This is a genomic window from Flagellimonas sp. L-11, assembly GCF_056857735.1.
Genome location: NZ_JBSXNR010000081.1, coordinates 1 through 21621 on the forward strand (window position 1 = coordinate 1; position 21621 = coordinate 21621).

Annotated in this window: 19 protein-coding genes; 8 read left to right on the forward strand and 11 right to left on the reverse strand. The window is 42.2% G+C overall.

Annotated elements, in window-relative coordinates:
• The first annotated feature begins 250 nt into the window (after positions 1–250).
• From AC13CC_RS16925 to AC13CC_RS16940, 4 genes are all read left to right on the forward strand, one after another.
• Positions 251–580: a hypothetical protein gene (locus AC13CC_RS16925; protein ID WP_293163217.1), complete on the forward strand. Its 330-nt coding sequence runs from the start codon at positions 251–253 to the stop codon at positions 578–580.
• Positions 581–677: 97 nt separating this feature from the next.
• Entirely contained in the window at positions 678–1595 is a 918-nt protein-coding gene (locus AC13CC_RS16930; protein ID WP_482878115.1) for an EamA family transporter, read from the forward strand.
• Between the two features lie 68 nt (positions 1596–1663).
• Positions 1664–2218 (forward strand): DUF4251 domain-containing protein, encoded by a 555-nt coding sequence (locus AC13CC_RS16935; RefSeq protein WP_482878116.1) that lies wholly within the window; start codon positions 1664–1666, stop codon positions 2216–2218.
• A gap of 502 nt (positions 2219–2720) precedes the next feature.
• Positions 2721–3923 (forward strand): PQQ-dependent sugar dehydrogenase, encoded by a 1203-nt coding sequence (locus AC13CC_RS16940; RefSeq protein ID WP_482878117.1) that lies wholly within the window; start codon positions 2721–2723, stop codon positions 3921–3923.
• A gap of 203 nt (positions 3924–4126) precedes the next feature.
• Here AC13CC_RS16940 and AC13CC_RS16945 read toward each other — a convergent pair whose 3' ends face one another.
• Positions 4127–4891: a TIGR03915 family putative DNA repair protein gene (locus tag AC13CC_RS16945; RefSeq protein WP_482878118.1), complete on the reverse strand. Its 765-nt coding sequence runs from the start codon at positions 4889–4891 to the stop codon at positions 4127–4129.
• A gap of 274 nt (positions 4892–5165) precedes the next feature.
• On the opposite strand from AC13CC_RS16945, the gene AC13CC_RS16950 reads away from it, so the two are divergent.
• Complete coding sequence (locus AC13CC_RS16950) at positions 5166–5918, forward strand: XRE family transcriptional regulator (protein ID WP_326277233.1); 753 nt, start codon at positions 5166–5168, stop codon at positions 5916–5918.
• Positions 5919–5927: 9 nt separating this feature from the next.
• Here the strand turns inward: AC13CC_RS16950 and AC13CC_RS16955 are convergent, their stop codons facing one another.
• The 4 genes from AC13CC_RS16955 to AC13CC_RS16970 are packed head-to-tail and all read right to left on the reverse strand — an operon-like array spanning position 5928 to position 10167.
• On the reverse strand, positions 5928–6923 hold the full coding sequence (locus AC13CC_RS16955; RefSeq protein ID WP_482878119.1) for an SMP-30/gluconolactonase/LRE family protein: 996 nt from the start codon (positions 6921–6923) through the stop codon (positions 5928–5930).
• A gap of 48 nt (positions 6924–6971) precedes the next feature.
• Complete coding sequence (locus AC13CC_RS16960) at positions 6972–7892, reverse strand: ATP-grasp domain-containing protein (RefSeq protein ID WP_482878120.1); 921 nt, start codon at positions 7890–7892, stop codon at positions 6972–6974.
• An 11-nt stretch (positions 7893–7903) separates the two neighbouring features.
• The gene (ggt, locus tag AC13CC_RS16965) at positions 7904–9586 is read right to left on the reverse strand and encodes a gamma-glutamyltransferase (protein ID WP_482878121.1); all 1683 of its coding nucleotides are present in this window, start codon (positions 9584–9586) and stop codon (positions 7904–7906) included.
• Entirely contained in the window at positions 9574–10167 is a 594-nt protein-coding gene (locus AC13CC_RS16970; protein ID WP_482878122.1) for an acyl carrier protein phosphodiesterase, read from the reverse strand. The genes ggt and AC13CC_RS16970 overlap by 13 nt, the downstream gene beginning before the upstream one ends.
• A gap of 91 nt (positions 10168–10258) precedes the next feature.
• On the opposite strand from AC13CC_RS16970, the gene glmM reads away from it, so the two are divergent.
• On the forward strand, positions 10259–11647 hold the full coding sequence (gene glmM / locus AC13CC_RS16975) for a phosphoglucosamine mutase (protein ID WP_482878123.1): 1389 nt from the start codon (positions 10259–10261) through the stop codon (positions 11645–11647).
• On the opposite strand, the gene AC13CC_RS16980 is transcribed toward glmM, so the two are convergent.
• Positions 11644–12561 carry a lysophospholipid acyltransferase family protein gene (locus AC13CC_RS16980; RefSeq protein WP_482878124.1) on the reverse strand — a complete coding sequence of 306 codons (918 nt, stop codon included), beginning with the start codon at positions 12559–12561 and terminating at the stop codon, positions 11644–11646. The genes glmM and AC13CC_RS16980 overlap by 4 nt on opposite strands.
• A gap of 53 nt (positions 12562–12614) precedes the next feature.
• Between AC13CC_RS16980 and AC13CC_RS16985 the strand changes: the two genes are divergently transcribed.
• The gene (locus AC13CC_RS16985; protein ID WP_326277226.1) at positions 12615–13265 is read left to right on the forward strand and encodes a rhomboid family intramembrane serine protease; all 651 of its coding nucleotides are present in this window, start codon (positions 12615–12617) and stop codon (positions 13263–13265) included.
• A 631-nt stretch (positions 13266–13896) separates the two neighbouring features.
• Here the strand turns inward: AC13CC_RS16985 and AC13CC_RS16990 are convergent.
• From AC13CC_RS16990 to AC13CC_RS17010, 5 genes are all read right to left on the reverse strand, one after another.
• The gene (locus AC13CC_RS16990; protein ID WP_293163259.1) at positions 13897–14418 is read right to left on the reverse strand and encodes a DUF7935 family protein; all 522 of its coding nucleotides are present in this window, start codon (positions 14416–14418) and stop codon (positions 13897–13899) included.
• 79 nt (positions 14419–14497) lie between these two features.
• Positions 14498–15268 carry an OmpA family protein gene (locus AC13CC_RS16995; protein ID WP_482878125.1) on the reverse strand — a complete coding sequence of 257 codons (771 nt, stop codon included), beginning with the start codon at positions 15266–15268 and terminating at the stop codon, positions 14498–14500.
• Between the two features lie 37 nt (positions 15269–15305).
• Positions 15306–16880, reverse strand: coding sequence for an FMN-binding glutamate synthase family protein (locus AC13CC_RS17000; protein WP_482878126.1), 1575 nt, complete (start codon positions 16878–16880; stop codon positions 15306–15308).
• 325 nt (positions 16881–17205) lie between these two features.
• On the reverse strand, positions 17206–18492 hold the full coding sequence (locus tag AC13CC_RS17005) for an amidohydrolase (protein ID WP_482878127.1): 1287 nt from the start codon (positions 18490–18492) through the stop codon (positions 17206–17208).
• 17 nt (positions 18493–18509) lie between these two features.
• Entirely contained in the window at positions 18510–19049 is a 540-nt protein-coding gene (locus tag AC13CC_RS17010; RefSeq protein ID WP_482878128.1) for a DsrE family protein, read from the reverse strand.
• A gap of 101 nt (positions 19050–19150) precedes the next feature.
• Here AC13CC_RS17010 and AC13CC_RS17015 point away from each other — a divergent pair, with 101 nt between their 5' ends.
• Positions 19151–21520, forward strand: a complete 2370-nt coding sequence (locus AC13CC_RS17015) for an ATP-dependent helicase (protein WP_482878129.1) — start codon at positions 19151–19153, stop codon at positions 21518–21520.
• The last annotated feature ends 101 nt before the right edge of the window (positions 21521–21621 follow it).

Genomic DNA, 21621 nt, shown 5'->3' on the forward strand with positions numbered 1-21621 from the left:
GCATTGGCCCACAATATGCGCAAAAAAGCGGCATAGGGCCACTTGGAAAATTTATCCCTTCACCAAAATAGGAAAATTAAGAGGTCAAAGACACCAAATTAAAAAACCGCCCCATTCTGTGAAATGAGACGGCTTCTTTTTATTTATGTTAAATAAATCATTAAAAGATAGTTAACTATATCAGTATTTGTAAGTATTTGTTTAACTTAAAGGGTGTCAAATAATTAATGCTAAAAATTCTTGCGAGCCAATGGAACATATCACCCAAAATAGTATCGAATATGAACAAGATGTACTGATGCGGGTGGAACGAAACCAGAGAATGGTACAACGCCTGTCCGAAAAACTGAATTCGTACATTTATGAACCTAAGTGTCCAAGGCGGTTCGAAAAATTTTACGAACTGAACAAACACATCCAGAGTTATAGAGCTCACGAAAAGCAGGTAATGTCTAAAATTAGAGAGAGAAAGATAAATTTTGATGCAAAAAACAACGAAATTGAAGAGCATTTAAATCGCTTTAAAAAATTGGAAAGCGAGTTTGCATCCTACATATTTGATTTAAACAAACCGCTATAATCCATTCAAGTAGAAAAATCAGCTAAAATTTGGCTTCACAGTTACATACTCCACTAAACATACGTAATATTGCAGGGCGATTAAACTGTGCTTATAAATGGCAAAATCCTCCAACTCTGCGCTCGTCATCCTGGCTTTTTTTGCCATCTATGTTATTTGGGGCTCTACCTATTTGTTGAACAAGATAGCTGTATTGGAACTGGAACCCTTTATGCTGGCCAGTTTCAGGTTCACCTTGGCGGGTCTCTGTATTTTTCTGTTGGCCAAAATCATGGGCACATCCCTTCGAATCACCAAAAAACAACTTTTGAACACCCTAATTGCCGGAGTACTTTTCTTGAGCATTGGCAATGGTTTGGTAGTTTGGGCCCTGCGTTATGTGGATACGGGCTTTGCAGCTTTGGAAATTTCTTCCCAGCCACTTATCATACTTTTGTTGATGCGCGTACTGCAAGGCAAAAAAATTCAGCCCATGTCAGTTGTTGGTGTTGTTTTAGGTATAATTGGAATCTATTTGTTGGTAAGCCAAAAACAGATTATTGCCCAAGAAGAGTCCATTGTGGGTATGATCATGATTTTTTTCTGCATGTTCTGCTGGGCTTACGCCAGTCTTTTTGTGGCCAAGGCGGATCTGCCCAATAATTATTTTGTGAACACAGGCTACCAAATGCTCTTTGCAGGTCTTGTTTTAAGTTTGATGAGCCTTGGTTTCGGGGAAGAATGGACTTCGCCGCTTGCTTGGAGCGGGGAGGTACAGTTAGCCATGGTATTGCTCATCTTTTTGGGAAGTATTGTGGCCTTTACCTCGTTCAATTACCTACTCAAAGCCGTTTCTCCGGAGAAAGTGGCAACCTCTACCTATGTAAATCCGATTGTTGCCCTTTTGTTGGGATGGTATTTTTTGGATGAACAGATTACGTTGCAATCCATAATAGCCGCGGCCATTCTTTTAACAGGAGTATATTTTATCAATACCAAAAAGACATTGGCCATTTTTGAACGTTTCAAACGTTAACACACCGTTATTTATCTCGGAATTGGTTTGACTATTTTGTACTTTGTAAGAAGTTAATAATCAAAACAATGAAGTCTATTGTAAAAGTTGGAGCTTTCCTCTTGCTATTGATCATGTTTGCATGTGCATCGAGTAAAAACCAAGCAACACCCGAGGAAATTGCGGCTTTGGACAGGATGATTTCCGACCAACAGTTCGAAATTGAAGCCAATTGGGCACAACCCATGGCCAGTCAAGGATTAAATAGCATTGCCAATGCTGGGTTGTTGCCGTATGGTAGTACAGCAAGCCGCATAGATATTTCGGGTACTGGAGGATATTTACGCATGGTGGGCGATAGCGTTAAAGCAGACCTTCCTTTTTTTGGTGAGCGCCAAATGGGAGGGTATTACGATCAAGACAAAGCAGGTATCAAATTTGATGGAATTCCAAAGGATCTTTCTTTCTCTGCCAACAAAAAGGATACTGGAAAAACCATGCGGTTTACTATTAGCCAAGAATCCGAGAATTTTCAGGTAATTGCACAGCTCTATCCCAATGGAAAGGCTAGGCTTGCTGTTTCCAGTTCCCATCGAACCAATATTTGGTATCAAGGCAATCTCTCCGAATATAAGGAGGAGTAGGGAAAGTTAGGTTGAAGTGTAGGTTCAAACTCAAATAACAAGTTCCAACAACTGAATAACACAGTATGCAGTGGACAGTTGACAGTCACCTGAAGCCTGAAACTTGAAACCGTAAACCAGAAACGAGCATCGGACAAGTTCGAGTTCAAACTCAAGCATCAAGTGCAAGGAATGAAAAATCTGTGATCATTCGTGAAATTTGTGTCAAAAAGAAAGGATAGAGCCAAAAGCCAAGTTCAGAGTTATGAGTTAGGAATTACTAAGTTATTGGGTTATTGAGTACTGAACACCGCAACTGACCTCCGACATCCAACATCAAGCCCAAACTCAATCATCAAGTGCAAGTTCAAACTCAAATTCCAACAACCCAACAACAAAATAACTTAATAACACAGTAAGCAGGGTAGTAACCAGAAACCAGATCAAACCCGAAACTTCTTCCTCTTTCCAGCATTTTGTTATAGCTTTATTGACTCAGAAACCAAAAAACTAAAAAACCAAGATGAAAATATATACTTTGCCCCTTAGGTCAATAGTTATGTTAATCCTTTCCGTAAGTTTTCTTGCCTGTAATGGAAAAAAAGAAAACAATGATGAAGAATCAACCGAAGAAAAAGTAGTAGATGCTACGGAAGAATCTTCACAGGATTCACTCCAATTGAACATGAACCACCTTAACCTTCCCGAAGGCTTTAGTATTGAACTTTATGCGAAAAACATTGAGGGAGCGCGCTCCATGGCCATGGGATCGGACGGCACCTTGTTCGTGGGTACTCGAAACGAAGGTAAAGTGTACGCCCTAAAAGATACGGACGGCGATTACAAGGTAGATAAAACCTACACCATTGCTTCCGATTTGGAGCAGCCCAACGGCGTAGCGTTTAAAGATGGAGCTTTGTATGTGGCCGCAGTAAGCCGAATGTTCAAGTACACCAATATTGAATCGCAGTTGGAAAACCCACAAGAACCGGAATTGATCTATGACGATTACCCGACTGAATTTCACCATGGTTGGAAATACATTGCCTTTGGCCCTGACGATAAATTGTATGTGCCCGTGGGAGCCCCGTGCAATATTTGCGATAGCGCTACGGTAGATAAACGTTATGCCTCCATCACTAGAATGGATCCCGATGGCAGCAATAGGGAAATTGTGGCACAAGGAGTGAGAAACACTGTGGGTTTCACGTGGCATCCAGAAACCGATGAGTTGTGGTTTACCGACAATGGCAGGGACATGATGGGAGACGATGTGCCACCGGGGGAACTGAACAAACTTACCGAAGCAGGTCAGCATTTTGGTTACCCCTATTGCCACGGTGGAACAGTTAAAGACCCTGAATATGGAGACCAACGCCCCTGTTCCGATTTTGTGCCGCCGGTACAGCCCTTGGGTGCACACGTAGCGGCCCTTGGTGTTAAATTTGGTAAAGGCCCCATGTTCCCGGAAGCCTATCAAAAGCATGCATTTTTGGCTGAGCACGGTTCTTGGAACCGTTCCTCAAAAGTGGGGTACAGGGTAACCTTGGTAAAACTCGAAAATGGGGAAGCCGTAAGTTACGAACCCTTTATTGATGGTTGGTTGGACGAGGAGTCACAAGAAGCCTTTGGTAGGCCTGTAGATTTGCTTTTCTTGGAGGATGGCTCTTTATTGATTTCCGATGATGAAGGGGACGCTATTTATAGGGTCACCTACAAGGGATAACCCAGTTTCAAGTCGCTTGGGAATGGGTATTTACTCTATTTGCCTAATGGACCAAAAAATAAATAGCAGTAAAAAATTGGACGACCAAGAAAAGGTGGATCTATAACAATACATTACCCACATTTACGGCAGTTTAACCAGTCTTATGCGCTGTTTTAAAAGCAAAAGCGACCATTTTGTGGGGGAGAGGGGTAGGGGGATAATCAAACCGCCTCTCTCTTCTCACCCAAATACTTCCAATTTCGTTTCGGTATATGCTGTGTGTGTAATTTTGGATTGATGTACGATGCGACGTTGGTACTTTTAAAATAATCGTTCCAAAGGGTTTGGTTGGGAGCAAATGCATCACTTTTTACTGTTTTATTGTGGTGAATATCTTTTAAATTGAGAGATACCATTTCCACATGATCTAAATTGTAAAAGATGCCGTATTTGCGTTTCACATCGTAGATCAACCATTGCTGATCAGCATAACAGCCGCGGAAATGTTTGGAGATTAAAGGCAGCACATCAAAATCAGGTTCAATGTTTGCAAAATAAATATCGTCCTTGCTCAACTGAAACTGGACAAAGGTTTCCATACGGTGTTTTTCCCTCCCCACTTTTTTGGCCAATTGGCCAATGTACACCACAGTACTATCCGAATAGTCCAAATATTTACCGTTTTGGGCGCGCATTAGTTTTTGAATATAGGTGTAAAGCATGAGTTCAACGCCTTCGGCTTCACTCAAAAAAGCGAAATAGATATTGGATATGGCATTATGACTTTTGTTTCGGATGCCGTTCCATACCCGTTTGGCCTTTTCTACATTGGTAAAAACGGTTTCTGTATCGGAAAACAATCCGCTTTGGCTTTGATTGTTTTTTTGAATGTCGGCCACATCAATTTTCTCATCAAAAGCTATAAAGATTGCGGTCAGAAATCCATTAAAACTGCCATCGTAAATAAGGGTTGTGGTGGGTTCCATAATTGTCATTTTAATAAATTAAAAACATCGACCATTGGAAATAATCCAATCAAATATATGGAAATAATCCAAATAATGGAAATAATCCATAAAAGTTTTTGGAAATAATCCAAATGTTATATATTTGGTACGAGATGTCAGGTTGAGCCTTTCGACTCTGCTCCAGATAAGCTTAAGTCGAGACCTGTTCTTTGCTAAATGGTTAGGAGGCTTCTCGATTATTCCTTCGACTGCGCTCAGGATGACGGCTCGAAGTGACACCAAAAATGAAGAAATGGAAAACGAATCAACCCTGAAACGATTTACCGATATCCGTAGGGAGCTCGGTTACACCCAAACCGAATTTGCAAAATTATTGGGGGTGAAGAACACCACAGCAGATATTGAAAGGGGAAGGACTAAATTATCGGGAAAGGTGGTTGCAGAACTCTTGCGCCAGTTTAAAATAAATCCACTTTGGTTGTTCGGGGAAAGTGATCAGAAACATTTGGACACTTCCAGAACCAGTGTTATCCCCAAAGTGGTTACAGTGGACAATTCCGATAACGATAACATGGTGATGGTAAACGCAAAAGCGGCCGCGGGATATCCCCAGAATATTTCAGATACAAGTTGGTACAGGCAATTGCCCGCTTTTGATATGCCCATTCCCGAGTTCAGGAACGCCACTTATCGAGGTTTTCAGGTCGAGGGAGATAGTATGTTGCCCAATTTAAGGCCCAACGATTGGGTCTTGGCAAAAGCCATTGAGCATATTGATCATGTGAGCCCCAATAAAATGTACGTGGTGGTGCTTCAGGATTCTGTAATGGTGAAGAAAATAGAACGAAAGCCAAATTCCAATAACATCACCCTTGTTTCATTAAACGAAACTTATCCGCCATACGAAATCAAACCTTTTCAAATCCAAGAAATTTGGGAGGTGAGCAGTAAACTTACCTTTAATGTGGATGCCACTACCGAAACTGGATTGCTGAAACAGCTTCAGGAGTCGATGGAAGAGTTGAAAAGGCAGATTGCCAAATAAAAAACATATTTAAAATCCAGTCCCCATAGTTTTGGTTTGAATTCGCATCAGGTAATTATGGGCGGTCATATAAAGTACCGAGCCATCATCACCCCAAGCACAATTGGCTGTGCGTTGCCCCGTTTCAATGCGTCCCAAAAGCTTTCCTTTGGGGGTAATGATCAAAACTCCGCTTGGCCCCGTTGTAAAAATAGTACCGTCCTGGGCTACTTTAACGCCGTCCAAAGAACCCACTAGTCCAGATTCCATTAAGGAAGTTGCATCAAAAAAGATACGTCCTTTATCCAAGGAACCATCAGGCTGGATGTTGTATGCCATGATGTAGGGTGCTTTTGAATCGGATTGGTTCACATAGAGGATTTTTTCATCGGGGGACAGTGCCACACCATTGGGCCGACTGAGATTGCCAATCACCATTTCCACATTTCCGTCCACATCTATTTTAAACACTCCAAAAGCATCAATTTCTCGAGTTTTGGAATTTTCTTGCTCTGGCAGGCCATAAGGCGGGTCGGTAAAATAATAGGTCCCATTGGAGGTTTGTACCACATCATTGGGACTGTTGAAGCGTTTACCCTTCCAAGTGTCGGCCACCGTAACTTTTCCGCCACCCGATAAAGGCATGCGTGATATTCTTCGGTCCCCGTGTTCGCAAGCTACCAACTCACCATCATTATTTATAATCAACCCATTGCTTCCAGGTTCTCGACTATACGGTAGAATACCTGTATAGCCCGAAGGTTTCAAGAATTCAGTGATTCCCTCACCATCCTGCCATTTAAAAATAGTGTTTTGCGGAGCATCGGAAAAGAGGAGAAATCCACCTTCTTTTACCCATACAGGTCCTTCCGACCATATAAAATCTTCGGCCAAAACCTCAATTTTTGCATCTTTATCCACGTAGTTATAAAAAGCATCATCCAAGGCGACTAGATTGCCCGTGTTTTTTTGCTGGGCAAAACATCCGAAGGTTATACTTAATAGGAGGAGAGGTAAGTTTTTCATTTTAAAATATTTATTAAATATAAAAATATAGAACAACCCAAATTGGGTTTAATAAGCAATGCAAGTTTCTTTGATGGCTTTTGCCAAAAAATCTGCCGCTTTAGGGTTTAAACGAAACCAAAGTTCCGGCTCAAAAATTTCCAGTTCGGCCAAGGCCCAATTGCCATTATTGTCCTTAAAAATATCTACTCTGGCATAAATGGGTAATTCCGGTGCAGCATTTACCACACTTTTGGCGAATGCTATTTGTTCTTTAGTGGGATTGTACTCATGAACAGTTCCTCCAAAATCATCTTGAACCCTAAAATCCCCAGGTTTTGCAATTTTCAGTACCGCATGGGTAAATTCACCGTTAAAAACCATCATAGATATTTCTCCCTCCGAAACAATATTTTGCTGAAATTCTTGAAGCATCATGGCTTCTTCCACCACTAATTCTTGGAAAATGGCCTCATGTTTTTCAATTTCATTTTTCTGGATTTTGTATGTGTGCCGTGCCGCGCCCGAAACACAAGGTTTTAAAATATAGGTGTCCGTCGTAAAGCCATGGTCTGATTTTGCATTTGCAATGGCATCGGCAAGGGTAGCTTTTGTGCCTTTTTCCACAAAAACCGTTTTGGGAATGGTCACGCCAGCGTTTGATAAATCTTGCAGGTAATGCTTGTCAATATTCCAATAGATGAGTGCTTTGGAATTGATGAACTGCGTTTGTTTTGAAGCTGTCTCCAACCATTTTGAAAATTCTGAATAACGGTCAAAATAGTCCCAAGTAGTTCTAAACAAGGCGTATTTGGTGGTTGACCAATCAAAATTGGGGTCGTCCCAAGATTTGCGAATGGCCCGTAAGCCTTGTTTTTGCAATGCTTCAAGAACTAGGCGGTCTTCTTGCAATACATTTTCAATATAGGGTGTCTTCTTTTTTGGAGCCACATAACGATGGTCCGTTAAAACAACAACATCAAACTTCATATTTGGGAAAATTAATATCCAACTGCGGTATCGTCGCCACGTTTGTCCGCTCCACCTTCGAGCTTTCCATCGGGCAAAACACGAATGGCATCTACTTTGCCGATAATGGGCGTGCGCTCTTCGTTAATAATGTATCCTTTGGATTTTAACTCGGTTTTGAGTTCTTCAGAAAAGCCTTCGGGTTCAAAAATCACCATATCGGGCAACCATTGGTGGTGGAATCGTGGCGCATTGACTGCTTCTTGCATGCTCAAATTAAACTCATATACGTTTAAAATAGTCTGTGCCACCGCTGTAATGATGGTGGAACCTCCGGGAGTGCCGACCACCATGTACAACTTGCCGTCCTTCTCCACAATAGTAGGCGTCATACTGCTCAACATACGTTTTTCCGGTTCAATGCTATTGGCTTCGGCGCCTATAAGTCCAAACATGTTGGGGACACCGGGTTTGGCACTGAAATCGTCCATTTCGTTGTTCAAAAAGAAACCGAGTTCATCGCAATATAGCTTGGAACCATACCCGCCGTTAAGTGTGGAGGTTACAGAAACGGCATTTCCCTCACTGTCCACTATGGAAAAATGGGTGGTTTGGGCACTTTCAATAATCTCTACTTCACCGTGGCTTACTTCTGATGATAGTGTGGCCTTATCAAAAGAGAAATTGGCCATTCTTTCTTGAAGATAGTCATCATTCAGCAGCATATCATAAGGAATGTCCACAAAATCGGGGTCGCCCAAATAGTAGTTCCTGTCCGCATACGCTCTTCGTGAAGCTTCGGTGAACAACTGAATGGTTTTGGTGGAGTTGTGTCCAAATTTTGAAACATCGTAGGGTTCCATCATTTTAAATATTTGGTTGATGGTAACCCCGCCGCTACTGGGCGGGCTCATGGAAATAATCTTGATGCCCTTGTAATCAAAAACTATGGGGTCTCTCCAAACAGCTTCATACTTTTCCAAATCTTCTTCGGTGATGTAACCGCCATTTTCCTGTACAAAAGCAGCCAGTTTTTGGGCAACCTCACCTCTGTAAAAACCATCCCTGCCTTCTTCCATAATTTTTTGAAGTGTTTTGGCGTAGGCGGGGTATTTTATAGTATCGCCCGTAACAAAAGGACCTGCAAATTTGGTGCTGTCCCCATTGGCTTCAATAAAATCCTCCCGATAGCCTTCCAATCGGTTAGCTTGTTTTTTGGTGACAACAACGCCTTTTTTTGCAAGTGCTATAATTGGCTCTATAATCTCTTTGAGTGGAAGTTTCCCGAATTTCTTGTGGACTTCCAGTACCCCGGCCACCGTTCCTGGCACACCTACTGCGGTCCCGCCCGAGGTGCTCATTCCTGGAATTACATTGCCCAAGGAATCCAAATACATATCCTTGTGGGCTGCCAAAGGGGCTTTTTCTCTATAATCGATTCCTCCGACCTCGCCATTGCTCTTGCGGTAAACCATAAATCCGCCTCCGCCAACGCTACCCGCAAAAGGGTATGCGACCACCAAAGAAAGTTCTGTTGCGACCATGGCATCAAAAGCATTTCCACCTTTTTTCATAATGCCCGCCGCCAATTGTGATGCTTCTTCACGTGCGGATACCACCATCGCCTTTTCGGCGACCAGTCCGGTTGGTTTTGAAGGTTGTTGTTTACAATGGATAAATAAGATTAGGGGCAGGAGGAGTATTAGTCTTCGCATAGAGAAATAAATTTTTGGTTGGAAAAGGTAATCAATTCTTCAAAAAATGAGGTGAATTCATTTTCGAAATCAGTATAATGTTCTTCAAGGTCCAAAATGGCAAAATTCATCTTGGATTTGTTTTTGGTGCGGCGGTTCATCCCGTTCAAAACACGGTCAATTCCAGCTAAATTGGCATAATTGAGCAACCAATTGTCCGTAATCATGTAGGGCATCATGCGTTTGGTGGCCATGGGGAGGATGTCGTAGTTGTCTTCCAATAAATCATAGAAGTCCTCCACAAATTCATCCAAAGGCGTTTTGGAATAATCACTCCAGTTTTTGGCCAAAAAATGGTCGTAATAAATATCTACAATAACTCGGCTGTAATGGCTGTAATTTTTATGGAGGCGTTTGCTACTTTGCCTCACTATGGGGTGGGAATCGGTAAAGGTGTCAATTTCCCGATGAAGGAGAATCCCTTTCTGGATTTTATCCGGTAGATGTTTGTACTTGTTTCCACGGATATGATCGGCAAAGAAATTACCCAAAGTTATTTCCTTATCATCAAAAGATAGATAAATATGAGCCAAGAAGTTCATCGGGGCAAATTCTTTTTCTGTCGAAATTTACAAATTCAAAACATGGAATCGGATATGCCCGATTATATTTGCAAAAACTTTTTTAACAATTATGACACTGATCAAATCAATTTCTGGAATACGGGGAACCATTGGGGGCAACACTAACGATAACTTAACACCTGTGGATGCGGTTAAATTTGCTGCTGCTTATGGGACTTGGTTAAAGTCTTATTCCAACAAACAAAAATTGAAGGTCGTAATTGGACGGGATGCCCGTTTGTCGGGCGAGATGATCCAGAACTTGGTGGTTTCCACCTTGGTCGGGTTGGGAATTGATGTGATTGATTTGGGATTGTCCACCACGCCAACGGTAGAAATTGCTGTTCCTTTGGAAAAGGCTGATGGCGGAATCATTTTAACGGCCAGCCATAACCCCAAGCAATGGAATGCCCTTAAATTGTTGAACGAACGTGGTGAGTTTTTGGATGCTGAGCAAGGAGCAAAGATTTTGGCTTTGGCAGAGCAAGAGGATTTTGAATTTGCAGAAGTGGATGATTTGGGGGAAATCGTAAAAAATGATTCTTATATCGATATCCATATTGATGAAGTTTTGGAACTTTCCTTGGTTGATGCCGATGTAATTAGGGGCAAGGGATTCAAAGTTGTGGTGGATGGTGTGAACTCCACGGGAGGTATTGCCATTCCCAAACTGTTGGATGAACTGGGCGTGGAAGTAGTGAAGCTTTATTGTGACCCTACGGGCCATTTTCCGCACAATCCAGAGCCTTTAAAGGAACATTTGGGTGACATTTGTAAAAAAGTGGTGGAGGAAAAGGCAGACTTTGGTATTGTGGTAGACCCCGATGTTGACCGTTTGGCATTCATCAGCAACGATGGTGAAATGTTCGGGGAGGAATACACTTTGGTGGCCTGTGCCGATTATGTATTGGGCAAGACCAAGGGGAATACCGTTTCCAATCTATCATCCTCCAGGGCATTGCGCGATGTTACCGAAAAACATGGCGGTACTTACGAAGCTGCTGCGGTCGGTGAGGTCAATGTGGTGACCAAAATAAAAGAAAACAACGCCATTATTGGTGGAGAGGGGAACGGAGGAATTATTTACCCAGAAAGTCATTATGGTCGTGATGCTTTGGTAGGAACGGCTTTGTTCTTGATGTTGATGGCAGAAAGAGGTGGAACCGTGGCTGAGCTACGTGCCAGTTACCCCAGCTATTTTATGAGCAAGAAAAAAATACAATTGACCCCCGACTTGGATGTTGATGCGCTTTTGGATGCCATGCACAACAAGTACAAGGATGAAGAGGTATCAACCATTGATGGGGTAAAGATTGATTTCCCTGAAAACTGGGTGCATCTTCGCAAATCGAATACGGAACCTATTATCCGAATTTATACCGAGGCTAAATCACAAAATGAAGCTGATAGTTTGGCCGACCGCATTATTGGTGAGATTAAGGAAGTTGCTGGAATCTAGGAGCTGACCGCTTTTGAGGTATCTTTTTGGAACTCTTTTGGTACTTTGTCCTTGTGTTTCCAGCGTTTATGGGTCCAGAAATAATATTCCGGAGCCTCACGAATGGATTTTTCCGTTTCTTTCATAAAAGCTTCAGAAATCTCATAATTTGCTATCACGCTAGGATTTTCGGTCAAAATTTTAAACGTGGCTTGATAGTATCCTCGTCCTACTTTTTTTACCTTAAGATAAACAGGAATCATCCCGTGGCTTTTACAGAGTTCTTCCGCGCCTACGTGTATGGGCACCAAAACATCCATGAATTTTGTCCAATGCCGAGCTCTTTGCAGCATAGGGGATTGATCACTAATGATACCAACCGTAATTAATTCGTTCGTTTCTTTTGCCGCTGCAATAATATTTCGACTCTCATAGGTTTTAATCAGTGTGGTTCCATACTTGCTTCGGATGTTGCGCACCAATCTGTCAAAATATTTATTCTGTATGGGTTGATAAATCGCGTATGCCTTTGATTTGACCATTGAGTTTAATGAAAACACCCATTCCCAACTAGCGTAATGGGGCATCATTATCATAATGTTTTTGCCTTCATTTTCCAGTTTTTGCATTACCTCAACATTTGTGAAAACATATCTTTTTTTCATTTGCTTATTGGTAATGCCCAAAGTCTTAATCATCTCCAGAAACATATCGCAGAAATGTTTGTAGAATTCTTTTTCGATCAACAATCGTTCTTCATCCAACTTTTCAGGGAAAGCAAGGGATAAGTTGTTGCGGACCACTTTTTTACGATACCCGATTACATGGTACAAGAGTACATAGACACCATCAGAAATAAAATAAATGATTTTAAAGGGAAGTCTGGAAATCAACCAGAGCAAAGGATAAACAAGGATATAAACTACCAGCTGCATAGACTATTCTTGTGTACAAATATAGCTATATTTGAACCCAAACCTTTATTTACATGCTTAATTTACATATTGCCACTATTGCTATTATGGCCGCCAATGTCTTGGTTTCCTTACGCGGATTCAACAACATGGTTTTTTTTGACAGGTACAAGTTCAATATCAGCGCCATACAGGCCGGGCAGCGTGAAAGAATGGTGACTTCGGGCTTCTTGCACGTGGATATTTCCCATTTGTTCCTGAACATGTTCACGCTCTATTTTTTTGCTCCCGTGGTAATCAGCTGGTTTGGTTCCATCAAGTTTCTGATTATTTACCTAGTTAGTTTGATTGCTGGCAGTCTTCTGGCTTTGTTTTTCCATAAAGATGAGCCTTATTATAGTGCCGTTGGCGCCAGTGGTGCAGTGATGGGGGTTCTGTATGCGGCTATATTGTTGAATCCTGATATGCAATTGGGCATTATGTTTATCCCGATTCCATTACCTGCGTATGTGTTGGGAATTGCTTATTTGTTGTATTCTATATGGGGTATGAAGAGTAGAATGGGCAACATTGGACATACCGCTCACTTTGGTGGGGCCATTGGGGGCTATGCAACCACTTTGTTGTTTAAGCCAGAACTTTTTGTGACGGATACACTAATTGTGGTGTTACTGGCCATTCCCATAATCATCCTGTTTGTTTTGGGGAAAATGGGGAAGATTTAGGTTCAAGAATCAAGTTCAAGTTCAAGACTCAAGTTCAGAGTTAGGAGTTATTGGGTTATTCAGTTACTGCCGACTGCGGTACTGCAAACTGTTTACTGCCTAGAGCATCAATCTCCAATAATCCCTACCCACGGCAGACACGAATTGCACAAATGACCATCAATTATTCCATTTTCATTACGAACCGACCAATGGGAGGGTGAGAAATCTACTTTATAATCTGTTCCCAGGTTTTTTAAAAGATGGATTCCTGCCTCCGCAGGAATGACAAACTCAGGCATCAAGTTTAAGAGCAAAGAAAAGAGAACCAAGACTTCGTGCATCGTGCATCCGACTAGGTTATTGGGTTATTAAGTTACTGCTTACCGCCAACTGACTTCCGACTTCGTGCATAAAACTCAAACGTCAAGTTTAAGAGCCAAGAATCAAGACTCAAGAACCAAGACTCAAGTTCAGAGTTAGGAGTTATTGGCTTACTGCCTAACTGTTGACTGCAAATTCAAATATCAAGTTCCAAAACTCCCGACTTCGGACATCGGTCTTCCGACCTCTGGATCAAGTTATTGGGTTATTGAGTTACTGCGGACTGCCAACTGCTACTGCTTACTGCAAACTGTATTACTGGACCGCATCAATCCCAAAGCTCGGTGACTTCTTTTTTAACAAAGGCCAAAGCGGCGTTGGAAGGAGATTCCTTTTCCATAGTCTGATTGAGAATATCTTCCCGAAGCTTATCCGGAGAATCGGTTTCGCTCATTCCAGCGGAACGGATGATTTGAATGGTTGCATTTTTAGCCGTTTTGATGATGTTCCAGCAAGAATCGGACATATATATCTGCTGTGATAGATTATGCTCAAATTCCGTTTCAATCTGTTTGATCAACAGGTTTTCGTAATCACTTTTCTTTTTACCTGTTGGCGCTACTCGAACCACAAGACTGTTCAGGGCAATACGCTCCAAAAAGAGTGCCATACGCTCGTATGCTTGTAAACGTATAGGCAAAGTTTCTTTTTGAGAATCTTTGTGCAGTAAAAAGCGTCTGCGACCATCTTCATTCCGGGTGTGCAATCTAAAAAAATAGAAAGCAACTGCTCCGGTAACAACAGCTGGTAATAAATAAGCAAATAACTGAAGGATTTGATCTCCACTCATAAGGTAGTCGGGTTTTTATTGATTTTACTCTACCAAGAACGCATCAAAACCTCAAAAAGTATTTTAAGCCAAAAGGTTATTAGTTACCTTTCGTACTTTCTTTGGCTTTGGCGTAAAATCCTTTATAGTCCGGCTGTAATTTGATGTTGATTCCCTCCTTAAAATTACCATCTTTAGCGGTAACATTGATGCTTTCGGCAGGAACTTCCAAAGTAGTCACCAATGCTGAGGCAACAGCCGCCACTTGATTGTAGGTTGGACCATATTCCCCAGTAATGTTAAGCCCTTCAACTTCTGCTTTAAAATTAGGATTGGTTTTGATTACACTGGCTACGCCGGCCAACCATGTTTTGCCTTCCTCTGTCAATTCTGATGAAGTATCCGAGCCAAAAAGTGCGGTTAAACTATTGCTGATAACAACGATGCCTTCTTCAACGCCCACCTTAGCATTTTCACCTAAAGTCTGTTTGATTCTGGTCAAGGAAACAATGGCCGTAGAGTCGTTGGCGGAAATCATATCGTTTATGCCACTTAGTTGTTTTTCCTTTCTGGCCAAAGCTTCCATGGCACGGTCTACGTTATCCGAATTTTGTTTGGAAAGTTCCGAGAAGTTGCTCATATTGCTTAAAAGCGTAGCATTGGCATCTCGAAGGGTAGCATTTTCAGATTTAAGTGCCTCTGCCTCGGCATTGGCTGATGATATTTCTCGTCTTGCCTTTGCTAATTCCTGCTCCACTTCGGAAATTCTGGTTTTCAAAGTATCTATTTCAGCAAAAAGTTCGCTTTTTCGTTGAGAGAAAGCACTTGAAGCTATCACTAAAAACAGGATTAGGGGTAAATTTCTTTTCATAAGTAGTAATATAGTTTATTTAATATCTGGGGCTAAATTATAATGTTTTTTGTAGTTCTGGTTTTCCGCCCAAGTGTTCACAATCCAAAAGATTTTGCATAGAATCAAATTTCACCTTTTCTTTTTGGTAACCATAAACGGATTTTAAATCGCTGCTAAGATAATCATCATCTACGTTTACTTGTACATCATCCATATTAAATTGACAAGGATGTTCGTAACCCGCAGCATGGGTGATTTCCAATAACTCTTTTCGGAATGTTTTAAAGTATTGTGCCAATCTATCGGATTTTAAAGGCACATTTATGCCGCTTTGACGCCACTTACTTTGGGTGGCGACACCAGCAGGACAACGGTTGGTGTGACAAACCTGTGCTTGAATGCAACCGATGCTCATCATGGCCTCCCGGGCTACATTGATACAGTCCACGCCCATGGCAAAGGCCATAGCAGCTTTTCCCGGGAAGCCCAGTTTACCACTGCCGATAAATACGATTCGCTCCGAAAGTCCACGCTCCATAAACAAGCTGTATACCTTGGAAAAACCGTAAGTCCAAGGCAGGGAAACATGGTCGGCAAAACTAGGGGGAGCTGCACCAGTACCGCCTTCACCACCATCAATGGTGATAAAATCGGGGCCTTTTCCAGTCTTTTTCATTAAATCGGCAAGTTCTTCCCATTGATCAATCTTTCCAATGGCTCCTTTAATGCCCACGGGCAATCCAGTTTCCTCAGCAATGGATTCGATAAACTCCAAAAGCTCTGGAATTGTAGAGAAGGCTTTGTGGGTGGGAGGGGAGATCACATCTTTTCCTACCTCAACACCTCGTATTTCAGCAAGTTCCGATGTTATTTTGGAACCGGGAAGTACTCCGCCCTTACCTGGTTTGGCTCCTTGGGATAGTTTTATCTCAATTGCTTTGATGCATGGATTTTCATCCACTAGGACTTTTAATTTGTCCATGGAAAACCCGCCATCACGAGACCTCACACCAAAATAACCTGTCCCAAAATGAAAAATAACATCACCCCCTTGTTTGTGATATGGGGAAAGTCCACCCTCACCAGTATTATGATAAGCACCACACTTTTCCACACCCCTGTTCAATGATTCAATGGCAGCAGCGGACAAAGACCCAAAGCTCATAGCCGAAACATTGATTATGGATGCAGGGCGATACGGTTTTTTACGTTTGTTGTAAGCGCCCATCACCTTAGCACAAGGCAAAAAATAGGGATGGTTTTTATTTGGATGGTTTTCGGGCACTTGAAACCCGATCATCGCATTTTTTATGAAGATGTGTTGATGTTTGTAAATATCTCTGTCCGTTCCAAAGCCTTCATAATTGTTCTCTTTTTTTGCAGATGCGTAAATCCAGCTTCGTTCTATACGGTTAAAGGGGAGTTCTTCCCGGTTATTGGCCACAAAATACTGCCGCATTTCCGGACCAATACTTTCCAACCAATACCGAAGATGCCCCACCACGGGATAATTATGGCTAATGGTATGGGCTTTTTGAAAAAAGATATCGCGAATGGCAACCAAAAGGAGGAAAATCAGAAGCCAAGCCCACCAAGGAATATCAGCTAGAAAATCAAGGAACGCTTCCATATTTTTTAATTTGAAGTAGTAGCTACAAATATCAAGCCCCAATATTCAAATTCCAAATGCTTGAGGATATTGGGGCTGAAAGTTTTATTTTTTAGTTAAAGGTTAAAACCCTGCCTTTGCCGGCAGGCCTGCAAACTTGCCTGACGGCAGTCAGGTTTTATTGCAGTTACTTTAGTTGCTATAATTTTTTTTGGATAATCCCCTCTCCGGTCTCCCCAAAGGGGAGAAGTTTCCCTCCTTGGAGGGATTAAGGGAGGACTTGATACAAGATGGCAAAGAATTTCATTCTTTTCTTTAAAACTATGGATTTCAAATCCACAGCGGTTTATTTGCTTCTGTCCAAATAATCCAAAGCAATCTCGGTCATCGCTTTTACACCTAGTTGCAACCCGCTGTCATCAATTTTGAAATCGGGTGTGTGGTGCGGGAAATGCTCGTCGGGACCGGCATTGGGGTCTTTTCCTCCTAAAATGTAAAAGAAACCTGGAATTTTTTCTTGATAGAACGAAAAGTCCTCAGCTCCCGTAATAGCTTTGATCAAATGTACATTTTCTTCACCAGCCACCTCTTGAAGACTTGGAAGCGATGCAGCGGTCAGGTCAGTGTCGTTATAGGTGATTGGTACTCCTTTGGCAATTTCCACAGTTGCTTCGGCGCGATACGCTTTGGCAATGGTTTCTGCCATTTCTATCATTCGGTCATTTACTTGCTTTTGCATATCGTAATCCAATGTTCGGATGGTTCCAATAAGTTCTGCGCTTTCTGGAATAATGTTGTTACGAACACCACCACTGATTTTTCCAACGGTGATTACAGCAGCTTCCTTGGTCAATTCCAATTCACGGCTGATGATGGATTGGTAGCCATCTACAATTTTGGAGGCTACAAAAATTGGGTCGATTCCTCCCCAAGGTTGGGAACCGTGGGATTGTTTTCCTTTGATTTTTACCACAAAGCGTTGCGCAGCGGCCAAGGCTCCTCCTGGTTTATAGGCAATGTGCCCCACAGGTAGATAGGAACCAATATGAAGCCCATAAATGGCGTCCACTTTGGGGTTTTCAAGTACACCTTCTTTTACCATAAGTGCGGCACCACCTTCTTCTCCTGGAGGTGCTCCTTCTTCAGCAGGTTGGAATATGAATTTGATGGTTCCGTGGATTTTGTCCTTATTTTTGGCCAAAACCTCTGCGGTTCCCATCATAATGGCAATGTGGGTATCGTGTCCGCAAGCATGCATCACACCGACTTCTTCACCTAAATACTCGGATGTAACTTCAGATTTAAAGGGAAGGTCATTTCTTTCGGTAACGGGCAGCGCATCAATATCTGCTCTAAGGGCAACCACTTTTCCAGGATGGTCCCCTTTTAAAAGTCCGACTACACCCGTATGGGCAACCCCTGTTTGTACTTCGATACCCAAAGATCTTAAATGAGCGGCAATTTTTTCAGCCGTTTTAAATTCTCTGTTACTAAGTTCTGGATGTTGGTGCATATCACGTCGCCATTCGATTACTTTGGATTCGACTGCGGCGATGTCTTTTTCCAGCCCATGGTCTTGGGCATACATGGACAAGCTTGCGGAACAAAGGGCAAGTGCTAAAATTTTCTTCATAATAGGGTTGAGTTAGTTTATAAATTGATTGGACGGTATCCTTGATTTTGAAGCTGGATGTTGGCCGTCATGGCAGAGAGGGCAACTTTGACTCCGGGAACTAGATTTTCTTTTGGAAGATTCCTTGTTTTGGATGATTGCCCACAAATAATAATCTCAACGCCAGCTTTCAATAAATCTTCTACAAGTTCTCGGTTTGGATTGTCTACTTTGTATCTGTCGCGAAAAGCTTCGTCCGTCAGTAAGTTTCTTGCAGCCGTCCCATGCACGATAAGTGCAGCTTTTAATTGAGAAGCAGGGATGCCGCTTTGGGCATGCATATTTAAAAAACGTGCTACTGTATTCAGGTTTTTATTGATTTCAGTATCGGATTCTGGTCCATCTTTCACATCAAAAACCACTTTAAACGCTTGTGATTTGTCCGTTTTAAAGTCTGGGTTGTCTATTTCCCAAACGGCACCATAGTTTTCTACAATGGGACCTGATTTAGTTTCTTGTGAAATTCCAGAAAATGCAACAATAATTAAAAGGAATAGGGGGAAGTGGTGAAAATTCATCAGCTATTTTAATTAAGATGTTAAATATATTTAAAAATAAGACCAAATCCGAAAACAGTGTTTATAAAAATTGAAAGCTTGATTTCAGCAAGAGATCAATAATGGCTAATTTCACGCCTACGTTTAAAAGCTTCTGGCCCTTGAGTAATTTTATAGATGAATTGAATGATGCGCAGCGCGCCCCTGTGCTGCATAAGGATGGACCTCTAATGGTAATTGCGGGTGCAGGCTCTGGTAAAACCCGGGTGCTCACCTACAGAATAGCCCACTTGATGGAGCAGGGGGTGGACTCTTTTAATATTTTGGCCCTTACCTTTACCAATAAGTCAGCGCGCGAAATGAAGAAACGTATCGCCACCATTGTTGGTAACTCCGAAGCAAAGAATCTTTGGATGGGTACGTTCCACTCCGTATTTGCCAAATTGCTTCGGTACGATGGCGATAAACTAGGGTATCCAAGTAACTTTACCATTTACGATACACAGGATTCCCAACGTTTGATTGCTTCCATCATTAAGGAGATGGGGCTCGACAAGGATATTTACAAGTACAAACAAGTACAAAACCGGATTTCATCCTATAAAAACAGTTTAATTACTGTTAAGGCCTATTTTCAGAATCCTGAATTGATGGAGGCAGATGCCATGGCAAAACGCCCAAGATTGGGAGAAATTTATCAGAATTATGTAGATCGATGCTTTAAGGCGGGCGCTATGGATTTTGATGACCTTTTGTTGCGGACCAACGAACTGTTGACCCGTTTTCCGGAGGTGTTGATGAAGTATCAAGACCGTTTCCGATACATTTTGGTGGATGAGTACCAAGATACCAACCACTCCCAGTATTTGATTGTGAAAGCACTGTCGGACCGATACCAGAACATTTGCGTGGTAGGGGACGATGCACAGAGTATTTATTCCTTCCGTGGGGCCAACATCAGTAACATCTTAAATTTCCAAAGGGATTATGACGATGTTGCCGTTTATCGTTTGGAACAGAATTACCGTTCTACCAAAAACATTGTCAGTGCAGCAAATTCCATCATAGCAAATAATAAAAACCAGTTGGAGAAGAATGTTTGGACCTCCAATGATGATGGTGGGCTTATAAAAATACACCGCAGTGTCACCGATGCCGAAGAAGGACGCTACGTAGCGGGCTCCATTTTTGAGAGCAAGATGCAAAATCAGATGCAAAATGGTGATTTTGCCGTGCTCTATCGGACCAATTCACAATCAAGAGCTATTGAGGATGCGCTTCGTAAACGTGATATTCCTTATCGGATTTATGGCGGATTATCCTTCTATCAGCGTAAAGAGATCAAGGACGTGCTCGCCTACCTGCGATTGATCATCAATCCAAAGGATGAGGAGGCGCTAAAGCGGGTCATTAATTTTCCGACGAGGGGAATAGGGCAGACTACTGTGGATAAGCTGGTGGTGGCTGCCAATCACTACAACCGTTCCATTTACGAGGTAATGGAGCACCTGGATAAGCTCAATTTGAACATCAATGCCGGAACCAAGCGCAAGTTGGCAGATTTCGTCACAATGATCAAGAGTTTCCAGGTTATGAACGAGGGTTCCGATGCGTTTACCCTGGCGGAACATGTGGCCAAAAAAACAGGATTGCTGTTGGAGTTCAAAAAAGATGGTACGCCCGAAGGTATTGCCAAGATGGAGAACATCGAGGAACTTTTGAACGGTATTAAAGATTTTGTTGAAGGTCAAAAAGAAATTGCCGATGCCACGGGAAGTCTCACCGAGTTTTTGGAAGATGTTGCCCTTGCCACCGATATGGATAAGGATATCGAAGATGACGATAGAGTGGCTTTAATGACCATCCACTTGGCAAAAGGTCTTGAATTTCCCTACGTGTACATTGTTGGAATGGAAGAGGATTTGTTTCCATCGGCCATGAGTATGAACACCAGAAGTGAACTGGAGGAGGAGCGAAGGTTATTCTACGTAGCGCTAACACGGGCTGAAAAGCAAGCGTTTCTTACCTATACCCAAAACAGATACAGATGGGGTAAACTCATTGATGCCGAACCCAGTCGGTTTTTGGAAGAAATTGAAGAGAAGTATGTGGAAAACTTAACCCCTGTGAATGACGGCTATCGTTATAAATCCACAATCGACAAGAATATTTTTGGGGAGGTGGACAAGAGCAAACTAAGGCAGGTGAAACCGAAAAACGGGACGCCACCGAGTGTGCAAAAGCCCAGCGAAAACCAGTTGCGTAAATTAAGGAAGCTCAAACCTGAAATTTCTGCCCCGACCCAACCCATGGATTTAGACCCAGGGCTGGTTACAGGGGCACGAGTAAACCATACCCGTTTTGGGCGAGGGAAAATACTAAATATAGAAGGTGTGGGGAATGATAGAAAGGCTGAAATCCATTTTGACCAAGGTGGCATCAAAAAACTGTTGCTACGTTTCGCCAAACTTGAGGTGTTGGACAGTGCCTAATAAATTTTCGCTATCTGATGATTAAACCATCTCTGGTTTAGAGATTTTCTAATTAATTATTTAGAGGCTGTTTTGGTGGGCAAAAATGCTTAAATTCAAAG